Raw genomic sequence first — 13,481 nt, forward strand, 5'->3', positions numbered from 1 at the left:
GGGGGGGCGGCGCGGGCCCCCCCCGCGCGGGGGCGGGGGCGGCGCGCGCCCGCCGCGGGCCGGGGGGGGGCGCGCTGGGGGGGGGGGGGGGGGGGGCGCCCCCCCCCCCCCCCCCCCCACGGCCCACCAACCACCTGCCCCACCCTCCCGCTTCGGGGGCGGGACGCCGGCCCCGGCCGACGTCCCGCCCCCGTCAGCGGTTCGCGGTCAGTCGTCGTCGGGGCTGATCGTCGCGTCGAAGCTCGCGTACGTATCCGGCCAGGGGGTCGGGCCGCTCGGTGAGTGGCCCGACCCCGGGGTTCAGAGCGCGCGGCGCAGGAACACGTCCGTGGCGCCGTTGGTGTCGCCCGGCACGAGCGTGCCGTCGTCGGCGGTGAAGAGCACCGTGATGCCGAGGGCGTCGACCGAGGGGCGGTAGGAGCCGCCGGTGCTCTGCGAGCCGTCCCGGGCGACGCTCACCCGCTCGGTGCGCCCGGTCCGCAGGTCGCGGCGGAAGACGTCGGTCTGCTGGTTGGTGTCGCCGGGCACCAGGTTGTCGGCGTCGGAGTCGAAGTACACCCAGCGGTCGTCGAGCGTCATGACGCCGCTGGACGAGGACTTGGTCGTCGTGGTGCCCGGCGGTGTGGCGCTGACCCTGGTGACGGTGCCGGTGGACAACTCGCGGGCGTACACGTCCATGCGGATGTGGCGGGGGCCGTCCCCGCCGCCGAAGACCGGGAGGCCGTACAGGGCGTAGCGGCCGTCGGGGCTGATCCGGCCGTCGAGGCCGGTGCCCCGGAGCTGGCCGGTCTCGTCGAGGCTGGCGCCGACGATCCGGCCGGTGTGCGCGTTCCACACGTAGTACGGGTAGAAGCGGGGGCCGGTCAGTTCGGGCTGGGTGCCGGACTTCGACCGGGACGCCGCCGCCACCTCGGCGGCGTCGGCCGCGTCGGTCAGATCGGCCGGGGTGCCCGCGGCGTCGGCCGTCGCGGCGGTGGAGGGCGCGTCCGGCTGGTCGGCCGGGAGCAGGTTGCCGGCCCGCGAGGTGAAGCCGACGGTGCTGCCGTCCGCGCTGATCGTCGGCTGGAACGAGTTCTGGTTGGCGGGCGTGCCGTCGGCGCCGGTGGTGACCAGCCGGGTGGTGTGGGTCCAGCGGTCGGTGACGAAGATGTTGAACTTGCCGCGTCGTCCACCGGGTGCGAGGTCGGTGCGGTCGGAGGAGTAGGCCACGTAGCGGCCGTCCCAGCTCAGGGTGGGGGAGTAGGCGTTGCGGATCGTCTCGTCGTCGGTCGAGCCGCCGCCGGCGGTGATCAGCTCGGTGTGGCCGGTCCAGCGGTCGCGGACGAAGATGTCGCTCGGGTGGTTCGGCTGCCCCGGCACCACGTTGGTCGCGGTGGTGCTGAACGCCACGTAGCGGCCGTCGCCGCTGATCGCCGCGTCGGAGGTCGCCGCGTTCAGCTGGGAGCCGTCGTCGGCGACGCTGACCCGCTCGGTGCGCTTGGTCCAGAGGTCCCGGACGAACAGGTCGTCCACGCCGTTGGTGTCGCCGGGCACCAGGTTGCCCGCCGACGAGGAGAAGAGGGCCGAGCGGCCGTCCAGGCTCAGGCCGATCGCGTAGGAGAAGCCGTCGGGCTGGACTCCCGTCAGCCCCTCGCTCACCCGGGCGGTCTCGCTGATCAGCGGCTTCGCCTCGGCGGCCGGCATCGTGGCACCGGCCACGGCGGCCGCGACCAGGACGCAGCCGGTGCGGGCCAGCCAACGGCGGGATCGTGCGGTGATCATGGACATCCTCCCCAGATGACGGCGCCGGACCATCGACTCCCCCGTGGTCCGGCTCGGAAAGAGCCAAGCGGCGCCGGGTCCGATGGTCAACGGGGCGAAGCGATCTCGTCCGGAAATACGCCAGGGGTGGTACCGGCCCGGGAGCCCCTGTCCGAGGGCGTGACCCGGCCCGGCGGGGACCGCCCCGGCACGCTGGCAGAATTGTCCTGTGATCGACGCACGACGGCTGCGGACCCTGCGGGCCGTGGCGGACCACCGCACCGTGACCGCCGCGGCGGCCGCCCTCTACCTGACCCCTTCCGCCGTCTCCCAGCAGCTGGCCGCCCTGGAGCAGGAGACCGGCCACCACCTGCTCGCCCGCGAGGGCCGGGGCGTGCGCCTGACCGCCGCGGGGGAGATCCTGCTCGGCCACGCCGACGCCGTGCTCGCCCAGCTGGAGCGCGCCGAGGCCGACCTCGCCGCCTACAGCGGAGGCGTCTCCGGCGAGGTCACCGTCGCCTCCTTCGCCACCGGCATCGCGCTCGTCCTCGCCCCGGCGATCGGGCTGCTGGCCGAGCAGGCGCCCGGAGTCCGGCTCAAGGTGCTGGACGCGGAGGGCGACGCCAGCCTGCCGATGGTCCTGGACGGCCGGGCCGACCTCGCGGTGGCCGTCGAGTACCGGGGCGCCCCGCGCGCCGACGACGCCCGGCTCACCCGCGTCCCGCTGTACGCCGAACCGTTCGAGGCCGTCCTGCCGCTCGGCCACCCACTGGCCGCTGAGGCCGGACCGCTCGCCGTCGCCGCGCTGGCCGACGAGCGGTGGATCGGCCCCTACCCGGGCAACCCCTGCCACGACGTGGTGCTGCTGGCCTGCGAGCACGCCGGCTTCCAGCCGCGCCTGGTGCACTCCTCGGACGACTTCCGGGCCGTCGTCGCGCTCGCCTCGGCGGGCGCCGGCGTCGCCCTCGTGCCGCGCTCGGCGCTGCGCGGCGTCGACCTCGGCCGGATAGCCGTCCGGCCGGTCGACAGCGAACTCGCCACCCGTCGCGTCTTCGCCGCCGTCCGGGCCGGCGCGGACGGGCACCCGTTGATCCGTCCGGTGCTGGACGCCCTCGCCGAGGCGGCCGCGGCGGGCGCCTGAGGCTCGGGGGTGTGTCCTAGGGCTGGACAGGCCTAGGCGGGTCGGGGCGTCGCCAGCGTCCCGTTGACGACCACCCGGAACATCCAGGACAGCCGCTCCTCCGGCGCCCCGGACACCAGGTCCTCGCCCAGTGCGGCGATCCTCGGGTACGAGGCGGCGGGTGCCGCGCGGAGCGCCTCGGTGAGCGCGCCCTGCTCCTCCTCCGCCTGCTCGCCCTGCCGGGCGGACTGCTCGGCGGCGGTGGCGGTGGCCGTCTGCAGCAGCACGTCCACCCCCCAGGCCGCCTGCTCGTCCGGCACACCGCCCTCGTGCAGCAGTGCCAGCACCGCCTCCACCAGGGCCAGGTAGTGGGGCCCGGACGGCCGCGCCACCAGCGCGGCGTGCGCCAGCGCCGGATGCCGGAACAGCACCCGGGTACAGGAGTTGAGGACGGCGGCCAAGCGCTCCCGCCAGTCCCCGGCCGCCGTCACCGGGCTCAGGTCCACCTCCCCGAGGAACTCCTCCAGGATCGCGGCGTGCAGCTCCGCCGCGTTGGCCACGTACACGTAGAGCGAGGCCGGCCCGGTGTCCAGCTCCTGCGCCGGCCGCCGCATGGTCACCCGCTGCAGCCCCTCCGCCTCCAACAGCCGTACGGCGGCGGCGACGATCACCTCATGACTCAGCGCGGGCTTCGCCGGCCGCTCACGGCGGCTGCGGGGTCGGGCGGGGGAGGTCGTCATGCCGCCAGCCTAGGGCGTGTCTGACAATTCCCGCCGGGCGTGCGGCGTCTGGGCACGCACCTCGCCGCGTTGTCGTCGGTCGCCGATGGCCCCCAGCCTTCGGCCGGGAGGTGCCCCCATCCTTCGCCTTGCGATGCACGCACCCAGACGCCGCACGCTGATCCGACGCGAATTGTCAGACACGCCCGTGCGACCACGTTCGTGACGAACGAGTTCGCCGAAACGGCGCCGCCGTGCCGCCCGGGGGTCGGGCGGCACGGCGGCGTTAACGGTCGTTCAGGGTTGTGCAGGGTTGTTCGGAGTCATCCGGGATCGTCCGGGGTCAGGCCGTGAAGTAGCCGTTCAGGTCGGCGATCACGTGTGCGTCACCCCAGTGGTTGAAGAGCGTCACCCGGCCGTCCACCACCGGGACGACGACCAGGTTGGCCCTGGTCTGCCCGGCCGTGAAGTTGAGGTTCGACACGTCCGGACGGGCGGTGCCGTGCGGGTAGACGATCAGGTGGCTGGCCGCCGTCGGCTCGGTGACCGTGACGTTCAGGACCACGGCGGTCACGCCGGTGGCCGGCACGCCCTCGATCGCGGTCACCGGCAGGCTGACGATGCCGCCGGAGCCCACCGTCCCGGCCCGGGCGCCGACACCGTTGCGGGTGTCCAGCAGCCGGACCGGGGTGGTCGGGGAGAAGGCCGAGCCGGAGTCCCCGTAGTAGCCGGTGACGTCGGCGATCAGGTCGACCGAGCCGGCGTTGTTGCGCAGGTCGATCTTCCCGTTCACCACCGGCACCGTGACCAGGTTGGCGACGATCTGTCCGGCCTCGAAGTTGAGGTTGGAGACGTCCGGCAGCGGCCGGCCGTCCGGGTAGACCGTCAGGTGCCCGGCCGAGGTCGGCTCCACGGCGGTGACGTTCATGACGACGGCGGTGACGCCCGTCGTCGGCACGCCCTTGACGCCGGCCACCTGCAGGCTGACCACGCCGCCCGGGCCGACCCGCTCGGCGGGGGCGCCGGTGCCGTCCCGGGTGTCCAGGAAGCGCGCCGGCGTGATCGTCGTCAGCGCGGAGCCGGTGGCCCCGTCGGTGTAGTAGCCGGTGACGTCGGCGATCAGGTCGACCGAGCCGGCGTTGTTGCGCAGGTCGACCTTCCCGTTCACCACCGGCACCGTCACCAGGTTCGGGACGATCTGTCCGGCCTCGAAGTTGAGGTTGGAGACGTCCGGCAGCGGCCGGCCGTCCGGGTAGACCGTCAGGTGCCCGGCCGAGGTCGGCTCCACGGCGGTGACGTTCATGACGACGGCGGTGACGCCCGTCGTCGGCACGCCCTTGACGCCGGCCACCTGCAGGCTGACCACGCCGCCCGGGCCGACCCGCTCGGCGGGGGCGCCGGTGCCGTCCCGGGTGTCCAGGAAGCGCGCCGGCGTGATCGGGACGAACCGGCTCTTCGTCGGGGCGGCGGGGGCGGTGACGGTGAAGGCGTTGGGGAGCGAGACCCCGTAGACGCCGTCGAGCTCGACGCCGTAGCTTCCCGGCTGCAGGCCGTTGGTGTCGAGCAGCACGTCGAGCGCGGTGCCGTCGGCGTTCACGGAGAGCGTCTCCATCAGCGGCGACCTGCCGGAGGGGCCGTTGCCCACCAGCTTCGCCTTCCTGCCCAAGTGGAGCCCCTTACCGTGGATCACGGCCTGGACCCTCGTCCCGGCGGCGCCGCTGGACGGGCTGACCGAGGTCAGGGACGTCTGCGGGCGCGGCACCGGGCAGGCGGAGTCGCAGACGCCCTGCATGCTGTACTCGACGGGCGTGCCAGCCGTGGCGCTGCTCAGGATCAGCACGGCCTGCTCGGCCTGCGAGTCGGAGGAGCACCGGCCTCCGAACGCCCCGTAGTTGGCGCTGCACTGGTAGCCGTAGTCGCCGCTCCACCGGGAGTCCCGGAGCAGGCGCAGCCTCGGGATGTCGATCGGGCCGGTGGCACTGCTGGTGCCGACCACGGCGAAGGACTGGTTGGCCTTCATGTCGATCACCGCGCAGTAGGCGGTCGAGTCGTCGGTGAGCACCCTGCTGCGCTGCGGGAAGCCCTCGACGGCGATTTGGTTCGCGGCGCACTCGGGCGCCCAGCCCGCGGCCGTGTGGACCTTCCAGGCGTCCACGCTGGTGCGGATCGGCTTGTCCGTGTACCCGGAGGCGAGCACGACCGCGGTGTACGAGCCCGCGCCGGTGAGCTGGCAGGCGCTGCCGAACTGGGTGCAGAGCGGCTTGCCCTCGATGTCCACCACGCTGAGCAGCGCGTTCTTGCCGTACGCGCCGTCCGAGGTCCGGACGCCCAGCGCGTACTTGTCGCTGCTCGCGGCGGTGACCCGGACGCATCGGGCGTCCAGCGCCGAGGTCAGGTCGAAGGAGATGCCGGGGCCGCCGACCGTGGTCGAGGTCGGGGTCAGGCAGTTCGCACTCGGCGAGATGTCGTGCCGGGCGAGCCGGTACGTGTCAGCCCCGCCCGAGCCGTTCAGCAGCGCGGTGTACGGGACGTTGGCGGCCAGTCGGCAGGTACTGGCCGAGTTCCCGCCCGCGACCCCCGTGCAGACCGGGGCGCCGGCCGCGTCGAACACCGTCAGCTCGGCGTTGAGCTGGTTCTTGAGGTTGGCGTAGTCGATCAGCTCGGTGGTGGAGTGCTTGTCCGCCGGCAGGCTCAGGCAGGCCTGCGGTGCGGCCGCGGTCAGCGGGACCTCGACACCCCAGGTGCCGTCGAACCCGCTCTGCGGCCACGCGGTGCAGCCACCGGCCTCCTCGGTCCGGTGGACCACCAGCCCGTAGGCCTTGGACGGCGTGCCGGTCAGCACCGCACGGAACGGGACGGTGCCGGTCAGCTTGCAGGTGGTGGACGAGCCACGGCTGATCTCGCACTGCTTGGCCCCCGAGGCGTCGAGGACCTGCGCGTCGACCGTCGCGCCGTCGGCGGGCGGCCGGTTGAGCAGGTAGACGCCCTTGCCGGAGGCGGTCGGCAGGGTCAGGCAGAGCTGCTGGCCCGGCCCGCCGAAGGTGCCCGTGGCCGGACCGGCCGTCAGGCCGGTGTCGTTGGCCGCGACGCAGCCCCGGGTCTCCTTGGCCGAGTGGAAGGCCATGCCGAACGTGCCGAGCGGGGGCACGTACGCGTCGACGGCCCAGGTGTAGTCACCCGGCGTCAGGTCGCAGGCGCCCTGCGCGCAGGGTTCCCCCAGCGAGGTGCCGTCGGCCGTGAACAGCTTGCCGGGGACGGAGCCGTCGTTCTTGACCGGGCCGAAGCCGTACCGTGCGGACTCCGGGACTCGCAGCGTCCGGCACCGCGTGGTGGAGGTCAGGTCCGGGGAAACACCGTACGCCTGGGGCTCGACCAGCGTGCAGCCCTCCGGGTGGGAGAGCCGTGCCGTGGAGACGTCGTACGTCAGGGCCGCGCCGTTGTAGCGCTGGACGGTGATCCGGAACGGCGCGGTGCCGGTGAGCGGGCAGTCGGGGTAGGTCCCCTTGCCGCAGACCTGGGCACCCGTGGCGTCGTAGACGACGGGAGTGACGCCCGGCTGGGTGGCATCGGTGCGGAGCACGTCACCGGCGGAGAGGCCGTTCACCTGGTAGCAGTCACCGGCCGAGCCGAGCGCCAGGGAACCGTGGAAGACGGTCGGGGCGCCCAGGGCGAGGTCGGTGGCGCCGACCGCCCGGCAGGCCGTGGTGGACTGCAGCGGCAGGTACGAGAGCGCGAGACCGGTCGGCGAACCGGTGACGGTGCCGACCTTCAGCGTGTACGTGCCCGCCTGGGTGGTGGCGCACCGCAGGACCTTGTTGCTGTCCCAGCTCGGGCCGACCGGGTCGTCGCAGCTCACGGTGGTGCCGTCCGGCGCGACCACGGTCGGGAGGATCGAACCCTGGGTGGTGACGATCTGCACGAGCAGCAGGTCCTTCTGCTGCGGCAGGGTGAGGCTGAAGGCGGCGGTCGCGCTCTGGTCGAGGGTGCAGCTCGCTACCGTGTTGGGCTGCAGCGTCGCGGGGCACGGGCCGCTCGGGTCGGCCTGCCGGAGTTCGTGGGCGGCGGCCTCCTGGTCGGCCTTCCGGTCCGGTGGGGCGGCGGCCTTGGTGTCCGTGCCCGCGCTCGGGCTGGCGTTCGGACTCGCGCTCGGTTCCGCGCTCGGCTCCGCCGCAGCGCCCGCCTGCGGCGAGGCGGTCGGTGTCGGCGGCGCCCCCACGGCCTGGGCCGGTCCGGCCTGGCCCACCAGGCCGGCCAGGACCGCCAGCAACAGGGCCCCGGAGGCGGCTGCTCGGCCGCCGCCTCCTCGTCTCCGTCGTACTCGTCTGCCGATCGGCAGCACGTTCATCTGCTCCCCCCACCTTGGGCCGTTCGTGCTCACAGAAAAGGTCACACATGTGATCGAGCGGGCGGAGTCTAGCGGGACGCATACGCATCGTGCCATCGGATACCGACACCCCGACCGGCCGCCCCCGCACCCGGCCCTGACAGTGCGTCGGGGCTATGCCGGGGTGGGCTCGGGCGGGGTGCTGAACTGGTCGAGCAGGCCCTGGAGGCCGTTGGGGCCGAACATCAGGTTCAGGTTGGCGGCGGAGGCTGCGGCCGAGGCCGCGCTGCGGGGGAAGAGGGCGTGCTCGTAGGCGGCGAGGGCGGCTTCGGGGTCGCCGGGGTGGTTGGCGAGGGCCTTGCCGAGTTCGGCGCCGTCGAGCATGGCGAGTCACCCTGAAGAAGCTCACCGAGCTGCTCCGCGAGTGCGCGGGCGAGGAGGAGCCGGGCCTCCTCGACGGCGACATCCTCGACACGCCGTTCGCCGAGCTCAACTACGACTCGGTGGCGGTGCTCCAGGTCACCGGCCTGATCGAGCGGGAGTGCGAGGTCCAGCTCGCCGAGGAGACCGTCGCCGAGGCCGACACCCCGCGGATCCTGCTGCGCTTCATCAACGAGAGCCTGAGCACCACCGTTTGATCCGCCGCGATCGGCGAGGGACCGGCCGGTTCACCCGGCCGGGCCCTCGCGGCTGTCCGCGCCCTCGTGCGGCCTCGCCCGGCTTTCCGTTCCGCGCCCGGCGCCGGCGCGCGCGAAGGGGCCCCCGGGGCCGGGCCGGCTCCCGGTGTTCTCAACTGCCGCGGCCCGTGCCGCTGGTTCCGCTGTCACGACTGCTCCCCCGCCCGCAGCTCGGTGGCGATTTGGCGCCGGCCGGCGACCAGCGTCTCCAGCGCCACCCCGAGGCCGACCAGCAGGGCCAGACCCGCGGTGGGCAGCAGCACCGGCAACAGCACCGGGGTCAGCGCGTCGCCGACGTTGGCGCCGACCAGCGTCGAGATGTCGAAGGCGCCGCCCAGCAGGGCGACCGCCGCGACCGCGACCAGGCCGCCGCCGACGGCCGCCGCAAAGGTCTGCGGCAGCGCCTCGGTGACGATCAGCGCCAGCCCCTGGCGGGGCCGCAGACCCATGGTGCGCAGCCGGGCGAGCAGGGCCGTGCGGTCGGGCGCGGCCCGGAACAGCGTCAGCAGCACGGCGAGCAGGGCATACCCGGCTCCGGCGGCGGCCGCGTACCAGAACAGCCGCCCGGCGGCGTGCTGCAGCGGGTCGTCGCCGAGCGCGGCGGCGGTCTCCCGGCTGCTGCGCACCGTGTATCCCGCGGGCAGGCCGTGGGTGGCCTTGCCGACGGCCGCAGCGTCGTCCGCGATCAGCTTGGCCAGACCGACCGGCCGGGCCCCGCTGTTGTCCCGCAGGGCCGTCCTGACCCCTTCGGGGTCGACATCGCCGACGGCGAACCACTCGTTCACCCGCTTGGCGTCCGGCAGTCGCTCCCAGGCGGGGCCGGCGGGCACCACGACGAACGGCTTGCCCGGGTCCGGCAGCGCGGGGGTGGCGCCGACGGTCCCGGCGACGGTGAGGCGCAGGTCGTTGCCGTTGGGCGTGCGCACCTGGGACGACCCTGCGGCCAGGCGCTTGGCAAGGTCGCGGCTGACCAGCGCGGGCACCGGGGTGTCCCGGCCGCCGGACGTCCCGGCCAGCTTCGCCGGATCGAGCTCGCCGACCCCGAGGGTCCGGGCGATCTCGGCGTACGCCGCCGGATCGACCACCAGCACCAGGTAGGCCTCGGTGTAGCTCTGGTCGGCGCCGATGATGCGGGCGTTGGGCTCGACCCAGACCGCGGTCGAGGCCCGGACGCCCGGCAGCGCGCCGGCGGCCTTGGTGAACGGCTCGGTCAGGGTGGCGTAGCCCGGGAGGGAGACACCGACGTCCCCGCCCGTGGCGATGCGCGCGGCGCGGGTCCGCACGTGATCGACGGTGTCGAGCACGGTGGCGCCGAAGCCTGTCGTGGTGACGGCGATCAGCAGGGCGAGCAGCGGCAGCGCGGAGGGCTTTCGGCGGCCCGAGCTGTCGCGGGCGGCGCGGGCCAGGCCGAGGAAGCCGATCAGGCCGCGGCCCCGGCCGGTGAGGGCGGCGAGCCAGCCGACCACCAGCGGCTGGATCCTGGCCAGCAGCAGCCCGCCGGTGACGGCGAGCAGGAGCGGGGCGGCGACCAGCAGCGGATCCAGTCCGGCGCCGGTGCCGACGCCCCGGCGCCGGACCTCCGCCACGGCCGCGGCGGTGACCGCCAGGACGGTGAGTTCGCCGACCAGTCGGCGTCGCCCGCCGGCCGCCCGCCGGCGCGCCCACAGCAGGGCCGCGCGGGCCGGGAAGGCCAGCAGCGCGATCAGGGTCGCGACCAGGGCCGCCAGCACCGAGCGGTCCCACCGGGGGGCGGGCAGCAGCACCAGGGCGAGGGCCGTTCCGAGTACGGCGGCCGGCAGGACGGTGACCGAACCCTCGCCGGTCAGCCGTCGCAGCACCCCGGCAAGGGAACCGCCGCGGGCCCGGAGCAGCCTGATCTCGGCGGTGCGCCGGTCGGTGGTGAGGGCAGCGGCCAGGAACAGCACCACGGTTGCGACGCCCGCCACGCCGGCCGGGCCGATCGTGCTGAGCGGCAGCGAGGCCTGGTAGCGGTCGTCCGCCCGGCTGAGGATGTCGGGAAGGCCCGAGGAGGTGTGCAGGTCGCGGCGCCCGGTCGCGCCGGCCAGGGCGGTGGCGTCGCGCCCGATCAGCAAGGAGCTGAGGATGCTGCGGGTGCGGTCGAGCTGGTCGGCGTGCAGCGAGGCGGTGTCGACGGGCAGCCGCCAGAAGTTCTCGGCGTTCGAACCCCAGCGGGCCATTGCGGGCAGGCTGTCGCCGTCGACGAATCCGCTGGTCATCCAGTGCTCGTGCCCGGGGTCGGTCCTCAGGCAGGCGCGGGCCGGGCAGCCGAGGTCCTCCCAGAACGGGTCCTGGGGGTCGTTGACCTGGTAGAGGCCGACCACCACGGTGGTCCGCTTGGCGCCCGAGCCCTCGGCGCCGTTGTCGATGACGTCACCGAGCTTGATGTGAATGGTCTCGGCGGCCTTCTTGCTGATCACGATCGGCAGCGGACCGCCGACGGCGCCGGGGGGCGGCCAGGTGCCGTCGGTGAGGGTGGCCCGGGCGGTCAGGTCGTGCAGGTAGAGCAGGCCGAGGACCGGGTCGGTCCTCTTTTCCGCGATCCGGACGTACTCCGGATTGCCCATGCCGCGGTCGCCCAGGGCGCGGGTGCCGTAGGCCTGGCCCGGCTGGGTCAGCGTCAGCTGCCGGCCGACCATCTCGGTGAGCTGCCGCTGTACCCGGTCGAGTTCGACGGCGTTGTCGTCGTCCTGCGTCTTGGAGGTGGTCTGCAGGCTGCTCTGGCTGAGGCCCTTCTGGCTGACGAAGTCCTGGAGCGCCGCGTCCGCGCCCCGGTCCGCGATGCGGGGGAAGGCCGCAGCCAGGAAGACGGTGACGAACGCGAGGGCCGCCATGAGCAGCGCGGCCAGCGGGCTCGCCCGCAGCCTGGTGCGGACCCAGCGCGCGGGGCAGTGGGCGGTGTCGGTGGTGGGCACGCGGGTGCCGGCCTGGGTGGTCACATCTCCTCCACATGGCGCAGCCGGTTGGCCACGTCTCGACGGCGGCGTCCGACGAGGAAGGCCGACAGCAGCGGGACGACGGCGATCGCGGCCGTGAGCAGCAGGGCCTGGCCGACGGGCAGCTCGATCAGGGCCTCGGGCATGGGGCGGCGGGCGGCGGGTGTCAGGACGACGAACGGGACGATCAGGTGGACGAGCAGGGCGCCGAGGGCGAGCCCGACGGGCCCGCCGACGGCGTCCGGCCAGACGCCGGCGATCAGGCGCACCTGGTTGCGGTCGAGATCGGCGAGGACCGTCAGGTCGACCTTGGCCGTGCTGGACTGACCGGTCGCCGCGGTTCCGGCTGCGGCGGCGTCGCCGCCCGGCAGGCCGAAGGAACGGCTGCGTAACAGGCTGTCGCTGCGTACGGGCAGGTCCCCGAAGAGCTTCTGCCGGTAGGAGGCGAGTGCCTCCTCGTCCTTCTGACACTGTTCGAGGCGGTGTTCGGCGGTCACCACCACCGTGGTCCGAGCATGGCCCGAGCCCTGGAGCGCCTGCCGCAGGCCGGCCTGACCGACGCCGCTGTTGAAGGCCACCAGGGCGGTCACCACCGCCGTGGTGATCAGCGCCGTCAACAGGACGGCAGCAGCCAGCGGCAGTCGCCCGCGCAGTCTGCGCACGACGAAGCCGAGCATCAAGTTCCTCCCCAGTTGCGTCCCGGCCTCGCCCATCGATCCGATCCGGGCACATAGCGGCCCCAGCTGGACACCTGGCAGGCACATCGGCGCAGTGATCACCGGCGTTCGGTCGCCGGATAGCGGACGATGCTGTCAGATTCGATCCGGGAGCGGAAGTGACTTGCGCGAATCAAGTAAGTAATGAGCAAATTCCTTGCATCGATAGCGTCTCCACCGGGGGTCAGCCGTTGGAATGCCATGCACACTTCACGAATCCGCCTTCACCGCACGTCTTTGACCAGGGGACCTCTCTTCATGAATTTCCTGTTCGGGACGGTGAACCCGCGAAGCCGACCCATCCGTTGACCCGGACGGAATCGGCTAGCCGCCGCCCACAGGGGGACACCGAATGGCACAGCACCAGGCCGCCGACAGCGCCCTGGCGACCACCGGCCCGATGGTGGCCGTGACCGATCTCCGGCGCCGCTTCGGCACCGGCGAGCGGACCGTCCACGCCCTGCGCGGCATCGGTTTCTCGATCGAGTGCGGTGAACTCACCGCACTCAAGGGCCGGCCCGGCTCCGGCAAGACCACCCTCCTCAACCTGGTCGGCCTGGCCGACCACGCCGACCAGCGACCCGGCGAGCTCTCCGGCGGCCAGCAGCAGCGCGTCGCCGGGTAGGCGGGGCGGGTCGGGCTCGTCGACCGTGCCCAGGTCGATGTCCGGACAGTTGACGTAGGTGCCGTCCGTCGCGGTGTCGATCTCCGGAACGCCGCCGGTCTCCCGGTAGACCTCCCGGTGGAGCCCGTCCAGGTACGCCGGGTGGTCGGCGTCCTCGGCCGGGTCGGTCCAATGGGTCTGGTACTGCAGCTTCATGATCGAGTCCCGCTGCGCCACGGCGGTCTCCTCGGGCCGGCGGGCATTGGTCCGGCAGCTGTAGGAATCGATCTGCACCAGCGCGCCTTCCTCCACTTCTCGGGGCCGAGAGAGTCTGGCGGGCCGCACGTCAACAAGGGTGTTCGACTTTGTGAATCCATTGACGAATCAGTGTGACAGTACGTCATTTCTGGGGAATCCATCAGGGCCCTGGAGAGGGTGCCGAAAGGTTCCATTGTCAGTGGCACCGGCCATGGTCCACGACGAGTCCGGATAACCCGTTCCAGAGGAGGTTCAATGTCGATCTTCTGTCGCATTGTCCGCGCAATCCTGGGTGTCGGCCGGAAAACGCGGTCGTGGCGGTCGGCACATCCGCCGACCACCACGACCACGGCCTCAGCGGCCGCTGTT

The 13,481-nt window shown here is 73.4% G+C and carries 8 protein-coding genes and 1 pseudogene; 3 read left to right on the forward strand and 6 right to left on the reverse strand.

Going from position 1 to position 13,481, the window contains the following annotated elements; translation table 11 throughout:
- Positions 1-300: 300 nt before the first annotated feature.
- Positions 301-1,761 (reverse strand): hypothetical protein, encoded by a 1,461-nt coding sequence (locus P3T27_RS30920; RefSeq protein ID WP_280684460.1) that lies wholly within the window; start codon positions 1,759-1,761, stop codon positions 301-303.
- 208 nt (positions 1,762-1,969) lie between these two features.
- Here P3T27_RS30920 and P3T27_RS30925 point away from each other — a divergent pair, with 208 nt between their 5' ends.
- Positions 1,970-2,881, forward strand: a complete 912-nt coding sequence (locus P3T27_RS30925) for a LysR family transcriptional regulator (RefSeq protein WP_280684462.1) — start codon at positions 1,970-1,972, stop codon at positions 2,879-2,881.
- Positions 2,882-2,913: 32 nt separating this feature from the next.
- Here P3T27_RS30925 and P3T27_RS30930 read toward each other — a convergent pair whose 3' ends face one another.
- The 3 genes and pseudogenes from P3T27_RS30930 to P3T27_RS30940 form a co-directional block, all read right to left on the reverse strand.
- Positions 2,914-3,600, reverse strand: a complete 687-nt coding sequence (locus P3T27_RS30930; RefSeq protein WP_280684464.1) for a TetR/AcrR family transcriptional regulator C-terminal domain-containing protein — start codon at positions 3,598-3,600, stop codon at positions 2,914-2,916.
- A gap of 322 nt (positions 3,601-3,922) precedes the next feature.
- Complete coding sequence (locus P3T27_RS30935; protein WP_280684465.1) at positions 3,923-7,924, reverse strand: hypothetical protein; 4,002 nt, start codon at positions 7,922-7,924, stop codon at positions 3,923-3,925.
- A gap of 153 nt (positions 7,925-8,077) precedes the next feature.
- Positions 8,078-8,293, reverse strand: a pseudogene (locus P3T27_RS30940) (FAD-dependent monooxygenase); the annotation flags it as partial.
- Between the two features lie 74 nt (positions 8,294-8,367).
- Between P3T27_RS30940 and P3T27_RS30945 the strand changes: the two are divergent.
- On the forward strand, positions 8,368-8,541 hold the full coding sequence (locus P3T27_RS30945) for an acyl carrier protein (RefSeq protein WP_348534160.1): 174 nt from the start codon (positions 8,368-8,370) through the stop codon (positions 8,539-8,541).
- 185 nt (positions 8,542-8,726) lie between these two features.
- Here the strand turns inward: P3T27_RS30945 and P3T27_RS30950 are convergent, their stop codons facing one another.
- Both P3T27_RS30950 and P3T27_RS30955 read right to left on the reverse strand, forming a co-directional pair.
- Positions 8,727-11,537, reverse strand: coding sequence for a hypothetical protein (locus P3T27_RS30950; protein WP_280684467.1), 2,811 nt, complete (start codon positions 11,535-11,537; stop codon positions 8,727-8,729).
- Positions 11,534-12,211 carry a hypothetical protein gene (locus tag P3T27_RS30955; RefSeq protein WP_280684469.1) on the reverse strand — a complete coding sequence of 226 codons (678 nt, stop codon included), beginning with the start codon at positions 12,209-12,211 and terminating at the stop codon, positions 11,534-11,536. The genes P3T27_RS30950 and P3T27_RS30955 overlap by 4 nt, the downstream gene beginning before the upstream one ends.
- 391 nt (positions 12,212-12,602) lie before the next feature.
- On the opposite strand from P3T27_RS30955, the gene P3T27_RS30960 reads away from it, so the two are divergent.
- Positions 12,603-12,875: an ATP-binding cassette domain-containing protein gene (locus P3T27_RS30960; RefSeq protein ID WP_280684471.1), complete on the forward strand. Its 273-nt coding sequence runs from the start codon at positions 12,603-12,605 to the stop codon at positions 12,873-12,875.
- Positions 12,876-13,481: the final 606 nt, after the last annotated feature.

It is taken from the genome of Kitasatospora sp. MAA19 (genome assembly GCF_029894125.1).
Taxonomy (GTDB): Bacteria; Actinomycetota; Actinomycetes; order Streptomycetales; family Streptomycetaceae; genus Kitasatospora.

Bases quoted from the DNA above. Each gene is read 5' to 3' on its own strand.
- P3T27_RS30935 (WP_280684465.1), bottom strand. From the start codon at position 7,924: ATGAACGTGCTGCCGATCGGCAGACGAGTACGACGGAGACGAGGAGGC.
- P3T27_RS30920 (WP_280684460.1), bottom strand. From the start codon at position 1,761: ATGATCACCGCACGATCCCGCCGTTGGCTGGCCCGCACCGGCTGCGTC.
- P3T27_RS30930 (WP_280684464.1), bottom strand. From the start codon at position 3,600: ATGACGACCTCCCCCGCCCGACCCCGCAGCCGCCGTGAGCGGCCGGCG.
- P3T27_RS30955 (WP_280684469.1), bottom strand. From the start codon at position 12,211: ATGCTCGGCTTCGTCGTGCGCAGACTGCGCGGGCGACTGCCGCTGGCT.
- P3T27_RS30960 (WP_280684471.1), top strand. From the start codon at position 12,603: ATGGCACAGCACCAGGCCGCCGACAGCGCCCTGGCGACCACCGGCCCG.